General features: G+C 67.9%; 22 protein-coding genes. 5 read left to right on the top strand and 17 right to left on the bottom strand.

Going from position 1 to position 23,519, the window contains the following annotated elements; translation table 11 throughout:
* The first annotated feature begins 126 nt into the window (after window positions 1-126).
* Both mfd and F793_RS0102290 read left to right on the top strand, forming a co-directional pair.
* A complete protein-coding gene (mfd, locus tag F793_RS0102295; RefSeq protein WP_018882104.1) occupies window positions 127-3,597 on the top strand; it encodes a transcription-repair coupling factor in 3,471 nt (1,156 codons plus the stop codon).
* Window positions 3,598-4,275, top strand: a complete 678-nt coding sequence (locus F793_RS0102290; RefSeq protein WP_018882105.1) for a CsiV family protein — start codon at window positions 3,598-3,600, stop codon at window positions 4,273-4,275.
* 15 nt (window positions 4,276-4,290) lie between these two features.
* On the opposite strand, the gene F793_RS0102285 is transcribed toward F793_RS0102290, so the two are convergent.
* Genes F793_RS0102285 through F793_RS0102275 form a run of 3 tightly spaced genes read right to left on the bottom strand, consistent with a single transcriptional unit; the run spans window position 4,291 to window position 6,945 of the window.
* Entirely contained in the window at window positions 4,291-5,256 is a 966-nt protein-coding gene (locus tag F793_RS0102285; protein ID WP_018866279.1) for a S49 family peptidase, read from the bottom strand.
* Between the two features lie 13 nt (window positions 5,257-5,269).
* Window positions 5,270-5,965 carry an HAD family hydrolase gene (locus F793_RS0102280; protein ID WP_018882106.1) on the bottom strand — a complete coding sequence of 232 codons (696 nt, stop codon included), beginning with the start codon at window positions 5,963-5,965 and terminating at the stop codon, window positions 5,270-5,272.
* The gene (locus tag F793_RS0102275; protein ID WP_018882107.1) at window positions 5,962-6,945 is read right to left on the bottom strand and encodes an RluA family pseudouridine synthase; all 984 of its coding nucleotides are present in this window, start codon (window positions 6,943-6,945) and stop codon (window positions 5,962-5,964) included. Before F793_RS0102275 ends, F793_RS0102280 begins: the two co-directional genes overlap by 4 nt.
* 435 nt (window positions 6,946-7,380) lie before the next feature.
* On the opposite strand from F793_RS0102275, the gene F793_RS0102270 reads away from it, so the two are divergent.
* On the top strand, window positions 7,381-10,341 hold the full coding sequence (locus F793_RS0102270) for an Rne/Rng family ribonuclease (RefSeq protein WP_018866276.1): 2,961 nt from the start codon (window positions 7,381-7,383) through the stop codon (window positions 10,339-10,341).
* Window positions 10,342-10,468: 127 nt separating this feature from the next.
* On the opposite strand, the gene F793_RS0102265 is transcribed toward F793_RS0102270, so the two are convergent.
* Window positions 10,469-10,960, bottom strand: a complete 492-nt coding sequence (locus F793_RS0102265; RefSeq protein ID WP_026280845.1) for a low molecular weight protein-tyrosine-phosphatase — start codon at window positions 10,958-10,960, stop codon at window positions 10,469-10,471.
* A 345-nt stretch (window positions 10,961-11,305) separates the two neighbouring features.
* Between F793_RS0102265 and F793_RS0102260 the strand changes: the two genes are divergently transcribed.
* Entirely contained in the window at window positions 11,306-12,370 is a 1,065-nt protein-coding gene (locus tag F793_RS0102260; RefSeq protein ID WP_018882109.1) for a flagellar hook-length control protein FliK, read from the top strand.
* Window positions 12,371-12,373: 3 nt separating this feature from the next.
* The gene (locus F793_RS0102255) at window positions 12,374-12,745 is read left to right on the top strand and encodes an EscU/YscU/HrcU family type III secretion system export apparatus switch protein (protein WP_018877370.1); all 372 of its coding nucleotides are present in this window, start codon (window positions 12,374-12,376) and stop codon (window positions 12,743-12,745) included.
* Here F793_RS0102255 and F793_RS0102250 read toward each other — a convergent pair.
* The 13 genes from F793_RS0102250 to F793_RS0102190 all read right to left on the bottom strand — a co-directional run bounded on the left by F793_RS0102250 (window position 12,740) and on the right by F793_RS0102190 (window position 23,451).
* A complete protein-coding gene (locus F793_RS0102250; RefSeq protein ID WP_018877369.1) occupies window positions 12,740-13,165 on the bottom strand; it encodes a DUF2802 domain-containing protein in 426 nt (141 codons plus the stop codon). The genes F793_RS0102255 and F793_RS0102250 overlap by 6 nt on opposite strands.
* A 148-nt stretch (window positions 13,166-13,313) precedes the next feature.
* The gene (locus F793_RS0102245; RefSeq protein ID WP_018866271.1) at window positions 13,314-13,499 is read right to left on the bottom strand and encodes a hypothetical protein; all 186 of its coding nucleotides are present in this window, start codon (window positions 13,497-13,499) and stop codon (window positions 13,314-13,316) included.
* A 63-nt stretch (window positions 13,500-13,562) separates the two neighbouring features.
* Window positions 13,563-14,021, bottom strand: a complete 459-nt coding sequence (locus F793_RS0102240) for a chemotaxis protein CheW (protein ID WP_018866270.1) — start codon at window positions 14,019-14,021, stop codon at window positions 13,563-13,565.
* Window positions 14,022-14,149: 128 nt separating this feature from the next.
* Window positions 14,150-14,842, bottom strand: coding sequence for a chemotaxis protein CheW (locus tag F793_RS0102235; protein WP_018877368.1), 693 nt, complete (start codon window positions 14,840-14,842; stop codon window positions 14,150-14,152).
* Window positions 14,839-15,639 carry a ParA family protein gene (locus tag F793_RS0102230; protein WP_018877367.1) on the bottom strand — a complete coding sequence of 267 codons (801 nt, stop codon included), beginning with the start codon at window positions 15,637-15,639 and terminating at the stop codon, window positions 14,839-14,841. Before F793_RS0102230 ends, F793_RS0102235 begins: the two co-directional genes overlap by 4 nt.
* Window positions 15,636-16,538, bottom strand: coding sequence for a flagellar motor protein MotD (motD, locus tag F793_RS0102225; protein WP_018877366.1), 903 nt, complete (start codon window positions 16,536-16,538; stop codon window positions 15,636-15,638). The genes F793_RS0102230 and motD overlap by 4 nt, the downstream gene beginning before the upstream one ends.
* A 7-nt stretch (window positions 16,539-16,545) precedes the next feature.
* Complete coding sequence (locus tag F793_RS0102220) at window positions 16,546-17,289, bottom strand: flagellar motor protein (protein WP_018866266.1); 744 nt, start codon at window positions 17,287-17,289, stop codon at window positions 16,546-16,548.
* 1 nt (window position 17,290) lies between these two features.
* Window positions 17,291-18,403, bottom strand: a complete 1,113-nt coding sequence (locus tag F793_RS0102215) for a chemotaxis response regulator protein-glutamate methylesterase (protein ID WP_018866265.1) — start codon at window positions 18,401-18,403, stop codon at window positions 17,291-17,293.
* A 2-nt stretch (window positions 18,404-18,405) separates the two neighbouring features.
* Entirely contained in the window at window positions 18,406-20,523 is a 2,118-nt protein-coding gene (locus F793_RS0102210; protein ID WP_018882110.1) for a chemotaxis protein CheA, read from the bottom strand.
* Between the two features lie 45 nt (window positions 20,524-20,568).
* On the bottom strand, window positions 20,569-21,345 hold the full coding sequence (locus F793_RS0102205; protein ID WP_018879080.1) for a protein phosphatase CheZ: 777 nt from the start codon (window positions 21,343-21,345) through the stop codon (window positions 20,569-20,571).
* Window positions 21,346-21,440: 95 nt separating this feature from the next.
* The gene (cheY, locus tag F793_RS0102200; protein WP_017942246.1) at window positions 21,441-21,821 is read right to left on the bottom strand and encodes a chemotaxis response regulator CheY; all 381 of its coding nucleotides are present in this window, start codon (window positions 21,819-21,821) and stop codon (window positions 21,441-21,443) included.
* Window positions 21,822-21,862: 41 nt separating this feature from the next.
* A complete protein-coding gene (locus F793_RS0102195) occupies window positions 21,863-22,630 on the bottom strand; it encodes an RNA polymerase sigma factor FliA (RefSeq protein ID WP_018875438.1) in 768 nt (255 codons plus the stop codon).
* On the bottom strand, window positions 22,627-23,451 hold the full coding sequence (locus F793_RS0102190) for a MinD/ParA family protein (protein ID WP_038028158.1): 825 nt from the start codon (window positions 23,449-23,451) through the stop codon (window positions 22,627-22,629). Before F793_RS0102190 ends, F793_RS0102195 begins: the two co-directional genes overlap by 4 nt.
* Between the last annotated feature and the right edge of the window lie 68 nt (window positions 23,452-23,519).

Here is a 23,519-nt window from a genome sequence, read left to right as displayed (position 1 = left end):
CCCTGAAACCCTTTTTGCCTTCCAGGCTTCCTGTGAATCGCCCTTGACCGACACAAGGACCTCGCGCACCCGTGCGGCGGAATCCGTATAATCGCCACCCTTTCCGCAGCCCCGATCCGCAGGCCCATGTCCGAAAAACGGCGCAATCCGCTTCAGCCCGGCCGCCTACCCGGCTCCGGTTTCGAGATCTGGTCGGGACTCAACGCCACGGCGGCGACCCTCGCCCTGTCCCGCAATGCTGCGGCGTTCGATCGCCCGCTGCTGGTCATCACGGAATCCAACGAGGCCGCCGACCGCTGGCAGGAGGAATGGGAGTTCTTCGCCGGCGACCGCGACCTTCCGCTGCTGCGCCTGCCGGACTGGGAAACCCTGCCGTTCGATGTGTTCTCCCCGCACGAGGACATCATTTCGGAACGCCTGCGCACGCTGTACCACCTGCCCGGTCTGGAGCGCGGCATTGTGCTGATGCCGGTCTCCACCCTGATGCAGCGTCTCCCGCCGCGCGACTGGCTGACCAGTCAGGGGCTCTCCCTGCAGACCGGCCAGCGGCTGGATCGCATGACGCTGCGCGAGAATCTCGCCGAGGCCGGTTACAACGCGGTGCAGCAAGTCATCAGCCATGGCGAGTTCGCGGCCCGCGGGGAGATCCTGGACCTGTTCCCGATGGGTGCCGACGAGCCCGTGCGTATCGAGTTCCTGGACGACGAGATCGACTCCCTGCGCCAGTTCGATCCCGAATCGCAGCGCTCCACCGAAAAGGTCGAGCGCCTGGAGATCCTCCCCAGCCACGAGTTCCCGCTGAACGATACGGCCATCCGCGAATTCCGGACACGCTACCGGGCGCAGTTCGCCGGCGACCCCACCCGGCACCCGATCTACCGCGACATCAGCGAGGGGCTGGTCCCGCCGGGTATCGAGGCCTACCTGCCACTGTTCTTCGAGGGCATGGACACGGTATTCGACTACTGCCCCGAGGCCCAGGTGGTGCAGCTCGGCAATATCGCCGGCGCCGCGGAGGAGTTTGCCCAGGAGATCCGCGATCGCTTCGAGCAGTTGAGCCACCAGTACGATCGCCCGCTGCTGCCGCCGGAGCGGCTCTATCTGGATATCGACCAGCTCGGGAACGCCCTGCGCGCGCACTCCGGCGTGGCCATGGGCCACCCGGCCGCACCACTTCCCGCGGACCGTGGCGCCGAGATCGCGTTCACCTGCGACCCGCTCCCGGAACTGGGGATGCAGCAAGGCCGTGAAGACCCGGCCCAGCGGCTGAAGGCGTTCATCGAAGGTCAGCAGCGAGTCCTGCTCGCCGCGGAATCGGCCGGGCGGCGCGAGGCCCTGCTGACCCTGCTGCGGGAACAGGCCGTCCCGCACCATCCAGTGGAGAACTGGGACGCCTTCCTCGATGCCGGGGCGGGCCTGCATGTCACCGTCGCCGCCCTCGGGGAGGGTTTCGTCCTGCCCGAGGGCGTCGCGGTCGCCCCCGAGGCCGCGCTGCTCGGCGAACGGGCCCGGCAGACCCGCGGCCGCAACCGCAGTACTCGGGACGCGGACGCGGTGGTGCAGAACCTCAGCGACCTCACCATCGGCGCCCCGGTGGTACACGAGGAACAGGGCGTGGGCCGCTACCTCGGGCTGCAGACCCTCGACTTCAACGGCCAGCCTTCCGAGTTCCTGACCCTGGAATACGCCGACGGCGCCAAGCTCTATGTGCCGGTCTCCTCGCTGCATCTGATCAGCCGTTACACCGGCGCCGACGCCGAGCACGCCCCGCTGCATCGGCTCGGCAGCGAACAATGGGACAAGGCGCGCCGCAAGGCCGCGGAAAAGGCGCGCGACGTGGCCGCGGAACTGCTGGACATCCACGCCCGGCGCGCGGCGAAACAGGGCACCGTATTCGCCACCGACACCCCCGAATATCACGGCTTCGCCGCGGGATTCCCGTTCGAGGAGACCCTGGACCAGCAACAGGCGATCGACGCAGTCCTCGCGGACATGGCCGATACCCGGCCCATGGATCGCGTGATCTGTGGCGATGTCGGCTTCGGCAAGACCGAGGTGGCGATGCGCGCCGCGTTCGTCGCGGTGCAGAACAACAAGCAGGTGGTGGTGCTGGTCCCCACCACCCTGCTCGCCCAGCAGCATCATCAGAACTTCACCGACCGTTTCGCCGACTGGCCGGTCCGCATCGAGTCCCTGTCGCGTTTTCGCAGTGCCAAGCAGCAGGCCGGGGTGCTGGAAGGCCTGAAGGACGGCAAGGTCGACATCGTCATCGGCACCCACAAACTGCTGCAGGCCAACCTCGACTTCTCCAACCTGGGCCTGGTGATCGTTGACGAGGAACAGCGTTTCGGCGTTCGCCACAAGGAGGCGCTGAAGAAGCTGCGCGCCGAAGTGGACATGCTCACCCTGACCGCGACCCCGATCCCGCGCACGCTGAACATGGCCCTGGCCGGCCTGCGCGACCTGTCGGTGATCACCACCCCGCCGCGCGAGCGCCTGGCGATCAAGACCTTCGTCAACGAATGGAACGACGCCATTATCCAGGAGGCCTGCCTGCGCGAGATCCGTCGGGGCGGCCAGGTGTACTTCCTGCACAACGAGGTGAACACCATCGAGCGCACCGCCCAGCGCGTGCAGGAGCTGCTGCCCGGTGCGCGGGTAGGAATCGCGCACGGCCAGATGCGCGAACGCGAGCTGGAACAGGTGATGCTCGACTTCTATCACCGGCGCTACAACATTCTGGTCTGCACCACGATCATCGAGACCGGGATCGACGTCCCCACCGCCAATACCATCGTGATGAACCGTGCCGACAAGCTGGGCCTGGCGCAGATGCACCAGCTGCGCGGGCGCGTCGGCCGTTCGCACCACCGCGCCTATGCCTACCTGATCACGCCACCGGAAAAGGCCATGACCGCCGACGCGAAGAAGCGCCTGGAGGCCATCGCCTCGCTGGAAGACCTGGGCGTCGGCTTCACCCTGGCCAGCCACGACCTCGAGATCCGCGGCGCCGGCGAACTGCTGGGGGATGAACAGAGCGGGCAGATCCACGAGGTCGGCTTCTCGATGTACAACGACCTGCTCAACCGTGCGGTGAACGCCCTGCGCTCCGGCAAGATTCCGGAGCTGGAGGGGCCCGAGGCCACCGGCACCGAGGTCGAGCTGGGCCTGCCGGCCCTGCTCCCGGACGACTACGTACCCGACGTGCATACCCGGCTGATCCTCTACAAGCGGATCAGCAGCGCCGCCTCTGCCGACGCCCTGCGCGAGCTGGAGGTCGAACTGGTGGACCGCTTCGGCCTGCTCCCCGCCCCGGCCAAGGCCCTGATGGAGGCGGCCCGCCTGCGCCTGAAGCTCACGCCGCTCGGCATCCGCAAGCTGGAACTGGGACCGGCCGGGGGCCGTCTGGTCTTTGGGCCGAGTCCCAATCTGGACATCGCGGCCCTGATCCAGCTGGTGCAATCCGATCCGCAGGCGTACAAACTGGACGGCCAGAAGGCCTTCCGCTTCTTCGCACCAATGGAGACACTGGAGGCCCGGGCGCAGGCCGTTCTGCGTCTACTGGATACCATCAGCCCCGAACAGCAGGCCGCCTGAATGCCCAAGAACACCTTCCTCGCCCCGAATCCCCTGCGTCGCCGGATCCTGACCGGACTGGCCGCACTGCCCGTGGTCGGCCTGAGTGGCCCGGTAATGGCCCAGGCCGGGCGCCGGTACCGCATCGAACTGGCGATCTTCGAGCACCGCACAGAGGAAAGCCGGCGACTGCAGATGGAGCTCGCGGCTCCGCGCGAGCCGCTGTTCGGCGAATCGGAGCTGGGTGGGCGGAACTACCGGGATTCGCGCCGCGGCTTCGAACTGCAGCGGGTGGTACGGCGCGTGGAGGATTCCGGCGCCGGGCGTATCATCGCCCGCCTCGCCTGGGACCAGACCGGGCGCGACCATGCGTCGGCCCCCTGGCTGCGGGTCCAGCAGGGGCGGCGCCTGGGGGTGCACGATGCCCTCGGGGATGCGAGCGGCCTGTCACCCCGCCCGCTGGCCGAAGCCGTCGAGGAGCGCTTCGAGCTGGAGGGCCGCCTGCGCATCTGGGTGGGACGCTTCCTCCACCTGGAGACCGACCTCATCTACCACGTCGAGGAGCCGCTGGATGACCGCCCCCCACGCGCAATCACGGTGCGCGGCAGCCAGCGCATGAACTCCGGCGATGACCTGTTCTACCTGGATCACCCGGTGATCGGCATGATCGCCCGCGTCACCCGCATCGACGAGACCTGACGCGCCCGAGGCCGGTCAGCGCCACTGGGGCGTGGATTCCCAGGTCATCCACTGCTGGAAGGCGGCCATGCCGAGGTCCTCGAACAACAACTGCAGCGGGCTGCGGCGCGGCTTGAACACCACAAGCTTCTCCACGCCGATCACGTCCCGGGCCACGCTCCGGTCGGTGCCCAGCCCGTCGATCAGGCCCAGCTCCACCGACCGGTCCCCGGTCCAGATCAGGCCATTGAACAGGTCGTCCCGCTCCACGAGGCGATCGCCGCGCCCGGTGCGCACCACGTCCACGAACTGCTGGTGCACGCCCTGCAGTACGCCGTCAAGGTGGTTCACATGGCCCTCGTCCAGCGGCAGGAAGGGGTCCAGGAACCCCTTGTTCTCGCCCGCGGTGAACAGGCGGCGCTCCACCCCGATGTTGTCGATCAGGTCCACCAGTCCAAAGCTGTCCATGCGGACCCCGATGGAGCCGACCATACTGGCCTGGCTGGCATAGATCTCGTCCGCGGCCACGGCGATGTAATAGGCGGCCGAGGCCCCCACGTCCCCGATGACCGCATACACCGGGATATCCGGGTGCTTCTCCTTCAGCCGCAGGATCTCGTCGTGCACGTTTGCGGCCTGCACCGGGCTGCCGCCCCCGCTGTTGATGCGCAGCATCACCGCCTGGGTACCTTTGGCCTCGAACGCCTCGTTCAGGACCTTGGCGATATCCTCGGCATTGGCCGCCGCGCTGGAGGCGATCAGACCCTCGACCTCCACCACCGCCACGTGTTCGGAGGGCTCGCGCTCGGTCTCGAACAGGCCGGCAAGGCCCATGTCGCCGCCGCGCACCAGGATCAGCAGCGCGACCAGGTAAAAGAAGAACAGCAGCTTGAAGAAGATGCCCCAGCGCCGAGCCCGACGCTGCTCGATCACCTGTGCCTGGACCAGCTTCTCCAGGGTCTCGCGTTCCCAGCCCGGTTTGTTCTCGTTCGCCCAGCCCATCGTGGTTCCTTGTTCAGGTTGTTCGCTCGGCCTGCCGGAAGGCCTCCAGCAGCGCTGCCAGGTTCGGCAGCAGGGCCAGCGGCTTCGCGCCCTGCAGTCTCTGTGGCGGATGTACGCCGTGGGTTATCCCCACCGCGGGCACACCGGCATGGCGTGCCATTTCCAGATCATAAACGCTATCACCGACCATGCGCGTGCGCCCCGGTTTCACACCCGCCCGCTCCATCACGCAGCGGAGCATGGCCGGGTTCGGCTTAGACGGGTGTTCGTCGCCGGTGGCGGTCGCCACCAAGTAGCCCGCCAGACCGGTTGCCTCCAGCGCCTGGTCCAGGCCGCGGCGTGACTTGCTGGTGGCCACACCCAGCAGTACCTCGCGCGCATCCAGCCAGTTCAGGAGCTCGGGCACGCCGGCGAACAGCGGGGTCTCCGGGGCATCTTCAGCCTCCAGGTAACAGGCGCGGTAGGCGGCGGTGAACTGGTGAACGAACGCCTCGTCCGCGCCCGGGTACAGCTCCTGCACCGCCGCCTGCACCCCGAGCCCGATGATATTGCGCAGGCTGGCCTCGTCGCGCTCCGGGGCGCCGGTCGCGACCGCTGCCCGTTGCAGGCAGTGGACGATGCGGCGCGGCGAGTCCATCAGGGTCCCGTCCCAGTCGAATACGATCAGACGCAGGTCCGCGTCGCCGGGCGGCAGGAGCGGGATGCTCATGCGTCGTCCCCAGCGCCGGCATCCAGGTGCGCCAGCACCTCGCCCAGCTCGTCCGGTAGCGGTGCGGAGAACACATGCCGCTCGCCGTCCGCCGACTGATAGGCCAGCGCCTGGGCATGCAGGAACAGCCGTTTCAGGCCCTGCTTGCGGAGGTGGCGGTTGGCATCCGGCAGGCCGTAGTCGTGGTCGCCCGCCACCGGGTGGCCAATCGCCTGGCCGTGCACGCGAATCTGGTGCGTGCGCCCCGTCCCGATCCGCACCTCCGCCAGCTGGTACGCGCCATGCACCTCCAGCGGCTGAAAGACACTCTGGGCAGCACGAGCCCGTGGCCCGTCATCCCCGGCCTCCCCGCCGGCGCGCATCCGGCGCCGGCCGTCATCCTGGCGGCCGCTGGCGATCGGGGCATCACACTCGATGGGCTGGCCACCCGGGAACGGGCCCACCAGCAACGCCAGGTAGCGCTTCTCCACCCGGCCCTCGCGGAGTGCGGCGTGGAAGTCCTGCAGCGCGGGGCGGTTCTTCGCCAGCAACAAGCACCCGCTGGTCTCGCGGTCGAGGCGGTGGCCCAGCTCGAGCTCCGTATCCGGCCGCAACTGGCGCATCGCCTCGATAATGCCGAAGGCCAGCCCGCTGCCGCCGTGCACGGCGAGGCCCGAGGGCTTGTCCAGTACCAGCAGGTCATCATCCTCGTGGATGATGACCCGCCGCAGTCGATCCAGCACCTTCGGCGGGATCTCCGAGGCGGCCGCTTCCGGCCGATCGAGATCGGGCACGCGAACCTCGTTGCCCGCCGCCAGGCGTTTGTGGGCCTTGGCCCGGCGTCCGTCGACGCGCACGGCGCCCTGGCGTACCAGGCGATAGATCAGCCCCTTGGGCACGCCCTTGAGTTCGCGGAGCAGAAAGTTGTCGAGCCGCTGCCCGTCACCACGCTCGGTGACCCGGAAGCTGCGCGGGCCGGAGGGTTCACGCCTTGCATTCATGACGCGGGATGCTACCGGAGCGGCGCTTCCCGGGCTACTGCACGCGGCGTTCCCGCGGCCGAAAAAACTTGCCCATACGGGGGGTTATGCCCTACATTGGCGCACGGTACGTTGCTGCGAGTTGCCGGCAACGCGCCTCGAATCACCCGCCACTTCGACCCACGAGCTTTCGACAGCTCCCGGTCGAAGGGCCATCGCCGCAAAGCGACACTGTGACGCTATTTCTTCTAACCCAGTCCTGTCTCCCCGGCTCCGCCTCCAGCAGGCGACTGATCCCGTGGTTGCTGGTGAACACCTGGCTGGCGCGCTGGCTTTCGCTACGCGCCGCCGCTGCGAGCACGCGTGCGCAAGCGTTGCCGTGCCGCCGCTCGATCGCCGCACCCGGGGTCCCGCGGTTCCCCGCCGGACGCCAGGACGCCCTACCGAGTCCATTGCATGAAACGCATCCTGATCAATGCCACGCAGCCGGAAGAGCTGCGTGTCGCCATGGTCGACGGCCAGCGGCTGTACGACCTGGATATCGAACTGCCCTCGCGAGAGCGCAAGAAGGCCAATATCTACAAGGCCAAGATCACCCGAGTCGAACCGAGCCTGGAGGCCGCGTTCGTCAACTTTGGGGCTGATCGCCACGGCTTCCTCCCGTTCAAGGAGATTGCCCATACCGCCGTTGGCGCCCCCGCCGACAGTGACAAGCCGATCCGCGAATTCCTGAAGGAAGGCACGGAACTGCTGGTCCAGGTCGAGAAGGAAGAGCGCGGCAACAAGGGCGCCGCCTTGACGACCTACATCAGCCTCGCGGGCCGCTACCTCGTCCTGATGCCCAACAACCCGAAGGCGGGGGGCGTCTCCCGCCGCATCGAAGGCGAGGATCGCGCCTCCCTGCGCGATGCCCTCTCCGGGCTCAACATGCCGGAAGGCATGGGCGTAATCGCCCGTACCGCCGGCGTCGGGCGCAGCACCGAGGAGCTGCAATGGGACCTCGACTACATGACCGCCCTGTGGGCCGCCGTGACCGAGGCCGCGGACAAGGCCAAGGCCCCGGCACTCATCCATCAGGAAAGCAACGTCATCATCCGCGCCCTGCGCGACCACATGCGCAACGACGTGGGCGAGGTCATCATCGATGACAACGGCGTCTACCAGCAGGCGGAAGACTTTGTCCGCCTGGTGATGCCGAACAGCCTGCGCAAGCTCAAGCGCTACGATGACCCGGTCCCGCTGTTCAACCGCTATCAGATCGAGAGCCAGATCGAGAGCGCGTTCGACCGCGAGGTCACCCTGCCCTCCGGCGGTGCCCTGGTGATCGATCACACCGAGGCCCTGATCTCCATCGACGTCAACTCGGCCCGTTCCACCAAGGGCGGCGACATCGAGGAGACCGCCTTCCACACCAATCTGGAGGCGGCCGAAGAGGTCGCGCGCCAGCTGCGCATCCGCGATCTGGGCGGTCTGATCGTGATCGATTTCATCGACATGAACGCCAACAAGCACCAGCGCGAGGTCGAGAACCGCCTGCGCGAGGCGCTGGAGATGGATCGCGCCCGGGTTCAGGTCGGGCGCATCAGCCGCTTCGGACTGCTGGAGATGTCGCGCCAGCGGCTGCGCTCCTCCCTTGGGGAATCCAGCCAGAACACCTGCCCGCGCTGCGAGGGCCACGGCCAGATCCGCAGCGTGGAATCCCTGGCGCTGTCGATCCTGCGGCTGATCGAGGAAGAGGCCATGAAGGACCGGACCGGGCTCGTCATGGCCCAGGTCCCGGTCGACGTGGGCACCTTCCTGCTGAACGAGAAACGCGAGTCGATCACCGACATCGAGGGTCGCCACCAGGTCGACATCAGCATCATCCCGAACCCACAGTACCTCACCCCGCGCTTCGAGGTCCGTCGCGTGCGCGGTGACGAACGCGAGGAGACCATCAGCGATCGCGGCTCGCACGAACTCGTGGAGATCGTCGAGGACGACAGCGATCCGCATCAGGAGCGCCGCAGCAAGGTCGAGAAGCCGCTGGTCCAGGGTGTCAAGATGACCGGGCCCGCCCCCGTCAGCGAAGCCGCACCCATGGCCCCCGAACCGTCGGAGCCGGTCACACAGCCGGGATTCTTTGCCCGTATCTGGTCCTCGCTGTTCCCCAATGCCGCGCCCGCATCCGACCAGGAACAATCGGAAGGTCGTCGCAAGGAAGGCGGCCGCGACCGTGGCGGCAAGGGTGGCGGCGCGCGCGGCGGTTCCCGGAAAAAGGCCGACAGCGGCAGCCGCAAGTCCGGCGACAAACGCGGCGACAGCAGCAATGGGCGCAAGGGCGGCCCCGACAAGGCCGATGGCGCCAAGTCCGATAACGCCAGGTCCGACAAGGGTGATGGCGGCAAGGGTCGCTCGCGGCGCGGCGGCAAGAAGGACAGCGAGGCCGACAAGGGTCCGGGCCGCGATGCGACCAAACCCGCGGCCGAGAGCCGGGGCCCCGAGGGCCAGACTGCTGACAAGACCGCCGGTGACAAGAAGGGCAACGGCAAGCCGGCGGAGAAGCCGCCTGCGCGAGATCAGGATCAACCCGCGACCGGCGACACCGGCGGTGCCCCCGCGGGCAAGGGCCCCGAGAAATCCGACGAGGACGACGGCAGCAAGGGGCGTACGCGGTCCCGCCGCTCCCGCCGTGGAGGCCGTCGTCGCGGTGGCCGTAGCCGCTCCGGTGACAATGCCGGCGACACCGGGGGCGATGGCACCCAGAGCACGTCGGGGGATGCAGACGCCACCGAGTCCGGTCGGGACGCGCCGACTCCGGCCGATTCCGCCCCGGCCTCCGGGAAGCCCCGGGACGCCCCGTCAGGGGGCGGTCGGCAGCCGCAAACCGAATCGACCCCCGCCTCGCCGGACGCTGCACCGGAGCGAACACCGGCGAAAGCGGACAGCGATGAAAGTGTGGCGGATGCGCCGTCAGCCAAGGGTCGTACCCGCGGTGGACGCGGCCGCAAGCCTGGCGCCGATGCCGACCCGACCGGGGATGTGAGCCCGGCCTCCAGCGAGAGCCAGGGCGCAGCGAAACCGGAAAAGTCGGAAAACGCGCCCGCCCCCAGTGCCGAGGCGGCACCGAAACCGGAGGCCGACAGCCCGGCCCCGGCCAAGCGTCGGCCGCGTGGTGCCGCGAAGACGGGAGCCGGCGAAGCGACCCCGGACCCGGGCGAAGCTACGCCGAAGGAATCGACCGAGGCACCGGCCACGGCGAAGAGCGCGCGCTCGAAACCGACCCCGGAACGGTCCGGCGACGAAGCCGCCGCATCCTCTGCCCCTGCCCCGTCGAAGCCCGACGAGGCAAAGGCCGAACGCGTCTCGACGCCCAAGCCTGCCCCGGAACCGGCCGACACCACGGCCGGCGACACGGAGCGCAAGGGCAACGACTGAACGGAACCAGCCGGTTCCAATCGAAAAGGGCCCGCCTTTCGGCGGGCCCTTTCTTTGTGGGTCCGGCTCCGGTATCCCCGGGCCCTTTCCCATCATCGCGATCAGGCGTTACGGTCCCGGGGTCGGCTCAGGAGGCCTTCAGCGTGTGACGCTCGCGGATGTGGGCCAGAAGCCCGTCGGCGGCCGCCTCCACCAGATCCATGACGTGCACGAAGCCCTCGTCTCCGCCGTAGTACGGATCCGGGACTTCGTGTTCATCGAACTGCGGGGCAAAGTCCAGAAACCGCAGCAACTCGGCCCGCGCCTCGGGCGGACGAATCGCCTCGGCGTTGCGGTAGTTCGCGTCGTCCATGGTCAGGATGTAGTCGAACTCGAGGAAGTCCTCCGGCTCCAGCTGGCGTGCGCGCAGATCATCCAGGTCGTAGCCGCGCGAACGCGCCTCCTGGCTTGCGCGGCGATCGGGCTTGGCACCCACGTGATAGCCCGCGGTCCCGGCCGAGTCCACCTCGATCGCGGGTTCCAGCCCGTGTTCGCGGATGCGCGCCGCGAACACCCCGTGCGCCATGGGCGAACGGCAGATGTTGCCCAGGCACACCATCAGTACACGTATCTTCGCCATCTCCATCGTCATCCCGATCATCAAAACACGCAGGATACCAAACCGGAATGCGCCGGCGGATTCGTTTCATGCCCGGCCCCGCGGTGTGCGATGCTGAGCCTTTAAACTCAGGAAGTGGTCATGGTCGACCTTGGCGGCCCGCGAATCCCCGGCTGGACATCCCCCGGCACCCTGACCGGGGGTGCCGGGAGTCGTGAAGCCACGAGCCTCCAGGTTGGGGCCCGTATCGAGGTTCGTGTTCTGGATGTCCTCCCGGATCGCAGCGTGCGCCTGCGTCTGGGACCCAGTGCGAACACCGCGGGGACAGCCGGAGCAGCAGCGCGACCTACGGCGAGCCCTGCGCTGGTGACGGCACAACTGGCCGGCGCCCTGCCCGATGCACTGGTGAATCGCCCCGCGGGTGGCTCGGGTCCGCCGGTGATGCTCGCCGAGATCACCCGGACCCAGCCGCGCCTGGAGGTGCGCCTGCTACCCCTGCCGCTGGACCGCGCCGGCCCGCGACCTGCCGGACTTGGTCCGTCGGCCAGTCCCGCTCAGCAGTGGCTGGGACAGGAACTCCGCCAGCACCTCCCCGGGGCGCGTCCATTGGGCCCTACCCTGCAGGCGCTGCTACCACCCGCCGGCGGAGCTCCACGCGGCGAAGCGCCAACGCAGGCCACCGGAGCGGTGGCGCCGCTACCGCCGGCGCTCCAGCGTCTTGTCGATCTCCTCCCGACGCCGGCACAGCTGTCACAGCCGGAAAGCCTGCGCCAGCAGGTTCAGCAATCCGGGCTCTGGATGGAGGCCATGCTGGGGCTCGCGGCCCGGGGCCAGGGCCCGGCCCATCCCCTGGCCGCCGATCTCAAGGCCCAGTTGCTGCGCGCGGCCGACCAGCTCCGCCAGGGAGGCGAAGCCCGCCCCGCGGCGGCCCCGCCGGCCCCCGCGACGCCAGCGAACGCACCCGCCCTGCCAGCCCTGACGGGGCTGCTGGAAGGCTTGCTGAAGCGCGTCACCTCCCTGCAGCTCCAGTCGCTGCAATCCTTCGCCAGCGACGAACCCGGGAACAGCCGCTGGTTCTTCGAGCTGCCGCTACGCAGCGAGCAGGCCGTGCACGGCGTCTTCGGCGAGATCCAGCGCGAGTCGCCTACCGACGAGGAGCCGGATCCTCCCTGGTCGATCGTGCTGACCCTGGATATCGGGGACCTGGGACCGATGCGCGTGGCAGCGGCCGCCCGCACAGCAGGCGTTAACGTGCACTTCACCGCAAGCGAGCCCGAGACGGTCGCGCGCCTGCGGCAGGAACTGCCCCGGCTGCGCGAACGTCTGGACGAGCGCGAATTGACGGTCACCGGGCTGTCGGTCCGCCAGGGCGAGGTGGACCCCGAGCCGCGGCCGCCGGGCACCCACCGTATGCTCGACGAGCAGGCCTGAACAATGGCACGCGGGGACACCGGAGAGCGAAAGGCCGGGCGCGACGGGGCGCCCGAGCGGGCGGTTGCGCTGGAATGGGATCGGCGCCGGGCGCCGAAGATCACGGCCAGTGGATCGGGAGCCACCGCCGAGGCCATCCTGCGGATCGCCGAGGAGCACGGCATCCCGCTGCATCAGGACCCCGCGCTGAGCGAGGCGCTGGCGCAGATCCCCGTCGGGAGCGAGATCCCGGAGGAACTGTACGTGGCGGTGGCGGAGATTCTCGCCTTCGTCTTTCTCCTGGCGGGCATTACCCCCGATGACCGCGCCGGTGGCTATCGGGATGCATCGCGCAGCCGGGGACGCTCCGGCGACGGGCCCGAGCCGGGATCATGAACGCCCGGAAGACCCCGAGGGTTCCGCCGTGCCGGTCCCATGCAGGCTGAAGAGCAGGTCGAGTTCGGTGGATGTGAGCCCGCAGCGCCGGCGCACCTCTTCGCGCCCCAGGCCCTGCTGGATCAGACGAATGGCCTGCTCGTAGGCACCGCTGTCCCCTTCGCGGGCCCGCAACTCGCTGTGCTGGTCATGCAGGCGTTCCAGGGCCCGCTGCACGGAGGCCTGGGCCTGGCCATGGGTGGCTACACCCTCGGACAGGGCCTTCATGGCCCCCTGCAACGCCATCACCGAGGTGGCCTGGCGCTGATAGTCCTGGCGCAGGGCGGCGAGCTGGCGCCGCAGCAGGATCACCAGCCCCACGGAAAATGCGGCCACGATGGTCGCCAGCAGCGCGATCAGCGCGACCAGCCAGATCACCATTCCCTCTCCCATTGCGCGCACTCTCCTGAATACCGGGCCCGGTGATTGTCGCGTGAATCGTGGGCGCCTGACCAGCGCAGCGCGATTGCCGGAGCGCGATCAGCCCGGGTTTGCGGATTTCTCGCAGCGGCGCGCGCGGACGGACGTCTCAGGCGTAATCGTCGATCAGACCCCGCCGCTTGCCGCGTTCCTCCTTGCGTGGCGGGCGCTGCTGGGTCGGACGCACCGCGGGCCGAAAGACCGGGTCGCGGTCGTGATCGTCGCTCAGACGGCGACCGGGAACGGTGGTATGCACGGGCCGGACCGTGCGATCCGGCTGAAACTCGTCGACCATGGCTCACCTCCCGGCTTGCGCCCAATGGCCCGCTTGTTCAGGGAGTTGGACCCGACGCCCGCGCTACAGTTCGCGCAGTTGCGCCCACTCCTCGTCGGACAGCAGCTTGTTCAGGTCCACCAGGATGGTCAGCCCCTCCTCGGTGCTGGTGACCCCCTGGATGAAACGGCTGCTGTCATCGTTGCCGACCTCCGGCGCCGGCTCGACCGCATCCGGGGCGATCCGCACGACCTCGGATACCGAGTCCACCAGGATCCCGACGTTCTGGTTGTCCACGTCGATGATCACGATCCGCGAGGCCTCGTCGGATTCGCGATCGTCCAGCCCCATGCGCCGCCGCGCGTCGATCACGGTCACGACATTGCCGCGCAGGTTGATGATCCCGAGGATGTAATCCGGAACGCCGGGAACCGGCGCAATCTCGGTGACCTTGAGGACCTCCTGAACCTGCAGGACATCGATCGCGTAGGTTTCCTCCGCGAGGCTGAAGGTCACATACGGAGCGGTGTCGGCCTTGGCCATGGCTTCTACGTCTTGTGCGCTGCTCATGTCGTCCTCGATGTTCCGTGCAGGCGGGTTTCGCCCTGTGGTGTCTTCCTGACCGGGTTATCGGCCGCTCGCCGCGAGGCTTGAGTGCCGCGCGGGGTGCATCAGTCCCAGCCGCCCTCGTCGAGGGTCCGGTCCAGGGCCTCGAGATCCAGCAGCGTCGCCATCTTCTCGCGCTCCACCCCGGCCAGCCACGGCAGGCGCCGCCGGTGGCTGCGCCAGCGCAGCGAGTCCGGCTGGATCACGCGGGTCCCGTGGATCGCCCGGCAGGCCAGGGCGAAGCGGGAGCCGGCCAGGAACACGACCTGGCGGGCGGTATCCGGCTCGTATTCGCGGTCCTCCGGCGTCACCACCGCGGCCAGGTCGATCAGCTGCACCCGGCCCTGTTTGGTATCGGCCAGCCCAAGGTACCAGACGGAGTGATTCGGGGTCGGTCGCACCTCCAGGCTGTCCAGCGGGGCCACACCGCCCAGCGCGTGGAGCGGCGCCAGTAGCGTCAGGTTGCCGGCCTCGATCACCAGGGCGGAGAACGACTCCTCGGGGCGCGGGTAGTCCCGCTCCGCCGGATCGTCGGGCGGTGCGGGCGGTGTCGCGGCAGGCGCTACCTCCAGCTCCCCAACCGACGTCGAAGTGTCGACCTCCGGAACGGCTTCCGCCACCGGTGCGGGCGGCTCCAGCAGGTCCGGGCGCAACAGCGTCCGCACCGGTTCCGGTTCGTCGAGCAGGCTGCCGAAATAGTCGTCCAGCGCCTCTGGTTCCGCCTTCAGAGCCAGGTTGTCGACTGTGGATCGCTTCATCCGCGCCGCCTCCGTTCATGGGGTTCGGACAGCTGCCCGCCGATCGCCTCCAGCAGGTCCGAGTATGCGAGCACGCCGCGCGCATCGGGGATCATGAAGCAAAGCGGCTGACCCGCGCTGGAGGCATCGCGAAACTTCGTGTCCACCGGGATCACCCCGGGCCACACGTCGTCCCCGTACAGCCGGCGCAGCTCGGCCAGGGCCTCGTGCGCGGCGCGTGTCCGGCGATCGAAAAGCGTGGGGATGATCCGGTACTGCAGCTCGGCCTTGCGCGACTTCTGTACCATTTTCAGGGTATTGATCATCCGTTCAAGCCCCTTAAGGGCGAGGAATTCCGTCTGTACGGGCACCAGCAGCTCGTCGCAGGCCGCCAGCGCATTCACCATCAGCACACCCAGCATCGGCGGGCAATCCAGCAGCACGTAGTCATACTGGTCGGAGACCTTCTCCAGCGCATGCCTCAGCACCAGGCCCATGCCGCTGCGCGTCCCCAGCTGGCGGTCCAGGGTGGCCAGGGCGGTGCTCGCGGTCAGCAAATCCAGCCCCGGGAAGCGGGTCTCGCGGATCAACCCGTTAGGATCCGGGTCGGTCCCTTCGGCGCACTGGCTGAACAGCTCGTACACCCCGCGCGTGGCGGTTTCCGGATCGTGGCCGAAATAGGCCGTCAGCGAACCATGCGGATCCACATCCACCAGCAGCACACGCTGCTCCGGACCGGAGAGCAGGCCGCCCAGCGTTACGGTGGTCGTAGTCTTGCCCACCCCGCCCTTCTGGTTTGCCACCGCCCAGACCTTCATGGTGTGTCTCCATCCGTCGGGAGCGGCGCGGGCGGAAGATCCTCGCGCAGGCGCTCCGGTTCCTGCGCCCCCTCGGCGCGTGGCCGCGCCCCGGGCAAGACCACGATGGACACGCGCCGATTCTCGGCACGGCCCTCCGCCGTTTCGTTGCTGGCCACCGGTCGGTGTTCGCCATACCCCAGGGCCACCAGATTCTCGGGGTCCACACCCGTCTCCTCGAACACGCTGACGACGGCCGCGGCGCGTCCCGACGAGAGCTCCCAGTTGGAAGGATAGACCGCCGTCTGGATGGGGACGTTGTCGGTGTGCCCCTCCACGTGGACGCGCGACACCCGCGGGGCCAGGATACCCCCCACTTCCTGCAACAACGCATCGGCCTCCGGGTTCAGCGTCGCCGACCCGGAAGGGAACAGCAGGCGGCTGGTGATCTCGATCTCCAGCCAGTAGGCCTCCCGGGTCACGCGCAGGTCGCCCTGGTCGATCCACTGCGCCATGGCCTGCTCGATCTCCCGGGCGGTCTCCGCCAGTTCGTCGAGAAAGGCCTGCATGCCGGCGTCGTCGGGGCTGTCGTCCAGCATCCCGCTCAAGGCCATGTCGATGGGCTGCGGACCGTCCTCCACCAGCCCCGGCTGGACCTCGATCGGCACCAGTGCGCGCAGATCCTGCGGGGAGCGCTCGCGTGCCACGGTGGGATCCCCCACCTGTATGGGCTCCGCCTGCATCGGCGCCCGGAAGGCATCCACCAGGGACTCCGACAGCACGCGATACTTGCCATCATCCACCGACGAGATCGCGTACATCACGACGAAGAACGCAAGTAACAGAGTGACCAGGTCCCCGTAAGGAATGGCCCATGCTTCGTGATTCTGATGTTCCTCCGCCCGCTTGCGTCGCGCCATGGTGACCTCACTCGTGGATGAAGCCACTCAGCTTGCTTTCGATATTTCGCGGGTTCTCGCCCTCGGCGATCGCGATCAGACCTTCCATCAGCATTTGCTGGTGTTGCGAGCGGTTCTGAATAATCGACTTTAACTTGTTGGCCAGCGGAAGGAACAGCAGGTTGGCCGAGGCGATCCCGTAGATGGTCGCCACGAAGGCCGCCGCGATCCCCGCCCCCAGCTTGCTTGGATCCGCCAGGTTCTGCATCACCGCCATCAGGCCCATGACCGCCCCCACGATACCCAGGGTCGGCGCATAGATGCCCATGCTCTCGAACACCTTCGCACCCTGCATGTCGAAGTGCTCGCGGTTGTCGAGGTCGGCCTCGAGGATCTGGCGGATGGTCTGCGGCTCGCTGCCGTCGACCAGCAGTTGCAGCCCCTTGCGAGCGAAGCCGTCGCTCTCCTCGTCGGCGAGGGTCTCCAGCCCGAGCAGGCCTTCCTTGCGCGCCACATGCGACCATTCCACGATCTGCTCGACCATGGCCCGGTTGTCGATCTTCGGCGGCTTGAAGGCCCACGGCAGGATCCGCATCCCGTGCATGAACACCGTCAGGCGCGCCTGCACCAGGGTCGCCCCCAGCGTCCCCAGCACCACGATCACGAACGCCGCAGCATTCCACAGTGCGCCCAGGCCGCTGCCCTTGGCAATGCTGCCTCCGAGCACGGCCACCAGCCCCAGCGTCACCCCGATGAGGCTCAGGATATCCATGTCAGCAGAACCCCTTGACCAGCGCGGGACCGATCTCGGGCAGCGGATAGACGTGATCGGACAAACCGGCCTCTGCCACCGCCGCCGGCATCCCGTAGACCACGCACGTCGCCGCGTCCTGCGACCAGACCTGCGCCCCGGCCCCTTTCAGCGCCCGCGCACCCTCGCGCCCGTCCGCACCCATCCCGGTCAGCACGACCGCGAGGACCTGTCCGCGCAGCGCATCCACGGCGGAGCTGAATGCGGCGTCCACGCTTGGCTTGTAGATCGTGCCCAGCGGGCTCTCCGCGATGCGCACATGGGTCTGGCTGCCCCGTTCCAGAGTCAGCTGCATGCCCCCGGGGGCCAGCAGGGCCACGCCCGGCTTCAGGGCATCGCCGTCCTTCGCCTGGCGCACCTCGATGTTGCACATCGCGTTCAGCCGGTCGGCAAAGGCCGGCGTGAAGCTGGCCGGCATGTGCTGGACCAGCACAATCGGCAACGGGAAACTGGCTGGTAGCGGTTTCAGCACCTCCTGCAGGGCGACCGGCCCCCCCGTGGAAGTCCCGATCAGGACCGCCCGCAGTTGCCGCAGGGGTGTTGGCGGCCGGGTGCGCGCGACCGGCGGCTGTTGCTTGGCAGCGTCTGCGGCCTGACGGTCGGCCTCTTCCCGCCGCGCGGTCGGCCGCGACTCGCGGGCCGGTGTGCTGGTGCCCGGCGCGCTGGCCGAGCGCGCGCGGCTGCGCGACAGCGAACGCACCCGGCGGCGCAGCAGCATGCGGGCGCTGTCCTCGTCGCCCGCCATGTCGCTGAACCGCTTGGGGAGGAAGTCCACCGCCCCGGCCTCCAGCGCATCCAGGGTGGCCTGGGCGCCTTCGGTAGTCAGGCTGGAGAACATCAGGATCGGCCGCGGACTCTCGGCCATGATCTTGCGTACCGCGGTGATGCCGTCCATGACTGGCATCTCGATATCCATGGTCACGACATCGGGGTCGAGCTCGCGCACCTTTGCGATCGCCTGCTCGCCGTTCTCGGCCGAGCCGACCACCTCGATGCCCGAGTCGGAATCCAGAATCTCCGCAATGCGTCGACGAAAGAACCCGGAGTCGTCGACGACCAGAACCCTGATCGGCATCCTCAGCCCTCGCTCGTGCGCGATGCGCGGCGGGGACGGCCGGACATCTGCAGTTGCCGCATCAGGATGGTCACCAGATCCGAGACATCCAGGATCAACGCGATCCCGCCATCCCCGGTAATCGTGGCACCCGCCAGGCCCTTCACGCCCTGCAGATTCTGCCCAAGGGGCTTGATGACCACCTCTTCCTGACCGACCAGATCATCCACCACCAGACCTACCTTGCGATCGGCGGTATGCACCACGACCACATGGGCGTCCTTGCGCGGCTCGGGCTCGTGGCCCGGCTTCAGCCAGCGCTTGAGGTAGTGAATCGGCAGTGCCTGCTTGCGCACGATGATGACCTCCTGGTCATCCACGTAATGCGTCTTCGTGAGGTCCAGATCCAGGATCTCGGACACCGACGCCAGCGGGATGGCGAAGCGCCGGCCGTCCAGGATCACCATCAGCGCGGGCAGGATCGCCAGCGTCAGGGGCAGCTTGACCCGCAGCGTGGTGCCCACGCCCACCTCGGAGTCGATTTCGATGGTGCCGTTGAGCTGCGAGATCTTGGTCTTGACCACGTCCATCCCGACCCCGCGGCCGGAGACGTCGGAGATCTCGGTCTTGGTCGAGAAGCCGGCCATGAAGATCACGTTGAAGGCCTCGCGATCGGTCATGCGCTCGGCCATGGCCGGTTCCATCAGGCCTTTCTCCATGGCCTTGCGCCGCAGGGCCTGCGGGTCCATGCCGCCGCCGTCGTCCTTGATCAGCAGCGCGATGTGATCGCCTTCCTGGGCGGCCCCCAGCACTACGGTCCCCTTGCGCGGCTTGCCCGCCGCCTCGCGTACCTCGGGGGTCTCGATGCCGTGGTCCACGGCATTCCGGACCAGGTGCACCAGCGGATCCGACAGGGCCTCGACCAGGTTCTTGTCGAGGTCGGTGTCCTCGCCGAAGATCTCCAGCTCGATCTCCTTGCCCAGATTGCGGGAGAGATCGCGGATCACGCGCGGGAAGCGGTTGAAGACCTTCTTCACCGGCTGCATGCGGGTCTTCATCACCGAGGTCTGCAGATCCGAGGTCACCAGGGCCAGGGAGCTGATCGCCTTGCCCAGCTCGTCATCGACATGCTGCGAGCGCAGCATGCTCAGCCGGTTGCGCACCAGTACCAGCTCGCCCACCAGATTCATGATCTCGTCCAGGCGCTCGGTGTCGACGCGCACGGAAGTCTCGCCCTGCGGGGCCGCCCGGCCGCCCCCCTCGGCACCCCCGCCACCGGCACGCGCGCCACCTCCGCCCTGGCCTCCCGCAGGGGTATCGGCAGGCGCGGCGGCCTTCTCCGGTTCGGCCGGTTCGGGCTTCGCCGACGGGGCTTCCGCAGGTTCGTCGCCCGCGGGGCTGGGGACCGCCCCGGTAGCGGCCGGCCCGGCGCCCTTGGCCTGCAACTCGTCCAGCAGGTTCTCGAATTCGTCGTCTGTGATCAGGTCGCCGGAGCCACCCTCACCCTCCGCAGCCGGTTCTTCTCCGGCCGCATCGCCCGCGGTGGAGTCCGTCTCCACCGGCTTCGGCGGCTGATCGCCGTGCAGGCTGTCGAGCAGGGCCTCGAATTCGTCGTCGGTGATCTCGTCACCGGCACCGACCATCGCGTCGCCATCCGCCGCCGGTTCCGCATCCGTATCCGCTTGCGGTTCGGGTTCTGGCTCCGGCTCGGGTTCCGGGGGTGGCGGCGCGGCGGGCTCCGCCGCCACGTCCTCGTTGTTCGCCATGCGCCGGAGGTTTTCCACCAGATCGGCCTCGGCGGGTGTGGGATCCACGCCGGAGCGCAGGTCCCCGAACATTACGTTCAGGGTGTCCAGCACCCGCAGCATGGTGTCCATCAGGTGACTGTCCGCCCGCCGCTCACCGTTACGCAGCAGGTTGAAGACGTCCTCCGCGTGATGGCACACGGTCACCAGGGGATCCAGGCTCAGGAAGCCGGCTCCACCCTTGATGGTATGGAAGCTACGAAAGACCGCATTCAGCAGATCCCGGTCATCGGGATTCTGTTCCAGGTCGATGAGTTGCTCGTTGAGCCCCTCCAGCAGTTCCCCGGCCTCGATCAGGAAGTCCTGAAGGATTTCGTCATTGGGGTCGATGGCCATTCAGTCTCTCCGGTCGCGTGGCGCCATTCGCATGAGGGGAACTGCCTAGAAGCCCAGGCTCGATAGCAGATCGTCCACCTCGTCCTGTCCTTGAACGACATCCGCGGCGGAATCTTGAGTCTTGGGCACGCTGGGACCGTGACCCTTGCGGTCCGCCTCGCGCTCCTCCTCGCGTTGTTCAAGCGACGCCTCGGCCGCCTCGACCTGCTCCATGCGCCCGCTGGAGAGCCGGATCAGGGACACCAGGTTCTCTTCCAGGTCGGTCACCAGCTGGATCACGCGGCGAATCACCTGGCCGGTAATGTCCTGATAGCTCTGTGCCATCAGCACCTCGGAGAGCAGCCGGCGCAGCTCCTCGGTGTCTTCCCCCGCCTGCGCGAAGAACGTGTCGAGCTCGCGGGCAAAGTCCCGGAACTCCTCCACCGAGAGCTGGCGGTTGCGAAAGCGCGTCCACTTCGCCGTCAGGTCGGCCGCCTGCTGGCTGAACGACTCCGCGATCGGCAGGCTCGACTCGATGGCATTCATGGTGTCGTGGGCCGCCTGTTCGGTCATCGTGACCACGTAATTCAGGCGTTCCTTTGCGTCCGGGATCTCCGCCTGGGTCAGTTCGACCAGACGCGAATCGCCGCGGAAGCTTTGCAGGGCCTCGTGAAGATCACGGGTCAGCTTGCCCAGCTCGTCGAAGAGTTCGCGGTCATAGGGGCGCGCCAGATCCTGCACCAGCGCCCGGGCGCCCGTGTCGTCGCCCGCCTCCAGCGTCTTGACCAACTGCCGCGCAAGCTCCAGCTGATCGTCGCGTGGTGGGTGTTCCTGTTCAGTCATGAGAAGCCTCTTGCGGGTACGGCGCGGAAGGTTTCGGACGACGCCCGCGGCGGTCGGTGCCACGGGCGTCGGGCATATCGGTCACAGGCCCATGATTATCCCTGTGCTTCAATGCGTTCGAAGATCTTGTCGATCTTTTCCTTCAGCGTCTCGGCGGTGAACGGCTTGACCACGTAGCCGTTCACGCCCGCCTCGGCCGCCTCGACGATCTGGTCGCGCTTGGCCTCCGCCGTCACCATCAGCACCGGCATGGACTTGAGGTTCGGGTCGGCGCGCACGGCCTTCAGCAAGTCGATCCCCGGCATGTTGGGCATGTTCCAGTCGGTGATCAGAAAGTCGAAATCGCCGTTCTGCAGCATCGGCAGCGCAGTGCTGCCGTCGTCGGCTTCCTGGGTATTGTTGAAGCCAAGATCACGCAACAGGTTCTTGATAATGCGCCGCATCGTGGAAAAGTCGTCCACGATGAGAATCTTCATTCCCTTGTCCACACGTCACTCCGGGATTCGTAGGGTGGGTTTTAGAATAACTGCAAAGCCGTACCGTCTTCGAGCCACGAACCCAGGCGGGCACGCAGTCGAATGGTGGCCTGACTTCGGATCTGGCTGACGCGCGACTCGGTCACGCCCAGCACGGCACCGATCTCGCGCAGGTTGAGCTCTTCGATGTAGTAGAGCGACAGCACCAGCCGCTCGCGTTCGGGGAGGTCGCCGAGGGCTTCGGCCAGTTCCTGACGGAACTCACCGGCCTCGAGGGTGCGGGCCGGCGACACCTCCTGCCCTTCGATCACGCGATCAGCCCCGTCGTCACCCCCGCCGAGGTCGTCCAAAGCGAACAGGTGGGCCCCGGCGTGATCCTGCAGCATCTCGTAGTACTGGTCGATCGGCACGTCCAGCTCGGCGGCGACCTCGCTGCCACGCGCCGCCCGCCCCTCGCGCGCCTCGACGGTCTGGATCGCCGCGGCAATACGCCGACTGTTGCGGTGCACCGAACGCGGTGTCCAGTCACTGCGGCGCAGCTCGTCGATCATCGCGCCACGGATGCGGATGCCGGCGTAGGTGGCAAAGGTCGCGCCCTGGCCGCCCTCGAACTGGCGCGCCGCCTCGAGCAGCCCGATCATGCCCGCCTGAATCAGATCATCCACCTGCACCGAGGCGGGGAGCCGCGCCATCAGGTGATGGGCGATGCGGTGGACCAGCTCGACGTGATCGGCAATCAGCTGTTCGTGTCCGCCGCTGGCCGCGGAGGTCGCCTGATAGCCGGAAAGTCGATTACGCGTCGTCATCATGCGCTCTGCAGCATCCGTTCCACGAAAAACCCGACGCCACCGTGGTCACCGCCCCCCACCGGCCAGCGGTCCACGGTCCGTGCCAGTTCGGCAAAGGCCTTCCCCGCCGGGCTCCCGGGGTACTGCTGTACCACTGGCGCGCGTTTCTGCACCGCCTTTCGCAGGTGATCGTCCATCGGAATATAGCCGGCCAGGTCGAGCACCACCTCCGGCAGGTAGTTGCCGCAGACGGTATTGAGCTTCTGCATCAGTCGCTCGGCGCCTTCGCGGCCGTCGACCATGTTCGTCACCATGCGGAAGCGACGCAGGCCATGATCGCGGTGCAGGACCTTGATCAGGGCATAGGCGTCGGTAATCGAGGCGGGCTCGTCGCAGACCACCACCAGGGTCTCCTGGACCGCGCGGCAGAACGACGTCACGGATTCCTGCAGGCCGGCCGCGGTGTCCACGATCAGCACATCCAGGGGTTTGCGATAGGCGCTGAAGGCATGGATCAGACCGGCATGCTCGGCCGGCGTCAGGTTGGCCATCGCCGCGATCCCCGAAGCCGATGGCACCACCTTCACCCCGTCCGGCCCCTGGACGAGCACGTCCTCCAGGCTGTCCACGTCCCCGGTCACCAGGTCGTGCAGCGTGCGCTCGGGACGCATCCCCAACAGCAGGTCCACGTTGGCCAGGCCCAGATCGGCGTCGAACAGCATGACCTCGCGCCCGAGCCGGGCCAAGCCCACCGACAGGTTCACCGATACGTTGGTCTTGCCCACCCCGCCCTTGCCCGAGGCAACCGCGATGACCTTCAACGGCTTGTTAGTGCGTGGCATAGCGCCCCTTCCCGACCGGTTGAATCAGTTCCAGCGTGGCGGGCTCCGCCGCCCGTGCCGGACGTGCC

Origin of the sequence: Thioalkalivibrio sp. ALE22 (assembly GCF_000381445.1) — a bacterium.
In the GTDB taxonomy this organism is placed as follows: domain Bacteria; phylum Pseudomonadota; class Gammaproteobacteria; order Ectothiorhodospirales; family Ectothiorhodospiraceae; genus Thioalkalivibrio.
This window is presented reverse-complemented; position numbering and strand designations above follow the sequence as displayed.

Bases quoted from the DNA above. Each gene is read 5' to 3' on its own strand.
- F793_RS0102190 (WP_038028158.1), bottom strand. From the start codon at position 23,451: ATGCCACGCACTAACAAGCCGTTGAAGGTCATCGCGGTTGCCTCGGGC.
- F793_RS0102210 (WP_018882110.1), bottom strand. From the start codon at position 20,523: ATGGCCATCGACCCCAATGACGAAATCCTTCAGGACTTCCTGATCGAG.
- F793_RS0102265 (WP_026280845.1), bottom strand. From the start codon at position 10,960: ATGGCGAAGATACGTGTACTGATGGTGTGCCTGGGCAACATCTGCCGT.
- cheY (WP_017942246.1), bottom strand. From the start codon at position 21,821: ATGAAGATTCTCATCGTGGACGACTTTTCCACGATGCGGCGCATTATC.
- motD (WP_018877366.1), bottom strand. From the start codon at position 16,538: ATGGCGCGACGCAAGCGGGCGGAGGAACATCAGAATCACGAAGCATGG.
- F793_RS0102250 (WP_018877369.1), bottom strand. From the start codon at position 13,165: ATGGTGATCTGGCTGGTCGCGCTGATCGCGCTGCTGGCGACCATCGTG.
- F793_RS0102270 (WP_018866276.1), top strand. From the start codon at position 7,381: ATGAAACGCATCCTGATCAATGCCACGCAGCCGGAAGAGCTGCGTGTC.
- F793_RS0102220 (WP_018866266.1), bottom strand. From the start codon at position 17,289: ATGGATATCCTGAGCCTCATCGGGGTGACGCTGGGGCTGGTGGCCGTG.
- mfd (WP_018882104.1), top strand. From the start codon at position 127: ATGTCCGAAAAACGGCGCAATCCGCTTCAGCCCGGCCGCCTACCCGGC.
- F793_RS0102205 (WP_018879080.1), bottom strand. From the start codon at position 21,345: ATGACTGAACAGGAACACCCACCACGCGACGATCAGCTGGAGCTTGCG.
- F793_RS0102290 (WP_018882105.1), top strand. From the start codon at position 3,598: ATGCCCAAGAACACCTTCCTCGCCCCGAATCCCCTGCGTCGCCGGATC.
- F793_RS0102215 (WP_018866265.1), bottom strand. From the start codon at position 18,403: ATGCCGATCAGGGTTCTGGTCGTCGACGACTCCGGGTTCTTTCGTCGA.
- F793_RS0102230 (WP_018877367.1), bottom strand. From the start codon at position 15,639: ATGAAGGTCTGGGCGGTGGCAAACCAGAAGGGCGGGGTGGGCAAGACT.
- F793_RS0102255 (WP_018877370.1), top strand. From the start codon at position 12,374: ATGGCACGCGGGGACACCGGAGAGCGAAAGGCCGGGCGCGACGGGGCG.
- F793_RS0102280 (WP_018882106.1), bottom strand. From the start codon at position 5,965: ATGAGCATCCCGCTCCTGCCGCCCGGCGACGCGGACCTGCGTCTGATC.
- F793_RS0102285 (WP_018866279.1), bottom strand. From the start codon at position 5,256: ATGGGCTGGGCGAACGAGAACAAACCGGGCTGGGAACGCGAGACCCTG.
- F793_RS0102275 (WP_018882107.1), bottom strand. From the start codon at position 6,945: ATGAATGCAAGGCGTGAACCCTCCGGCCCGCGCAGCTTCCGGGTCACC.
- F793_RS0102245 (WP_018866271.1), bottom strand. From the start codon at position 13,499: ATGGTCGACGAGTTTCAGCCGGATCGCACGGTCCGGCCCGTGCATACC.
- F793_RS0102195 (WP_018875438.1), bottom strand. From the start codon at position 22,630: ATGATGACGACGCGTAATCGACTTTCCGGCTATCAGGCGACCTCCGCG.
- F793_RS0102240 (WP_018866270.1), bottom strand. From the start codon at position 14,021: ATGGCCAAGGCCGACACCGCTCCGTATGTGACCTTCAGCCTCGCGGAG.
- F793_RS0102235 (WP_018877368.1), bottom strand. From the start codon at position 14,842: ATGAAGCGATCCACAGTCGACAACCTGGCTCTGAAGGCGGAACCAGAG.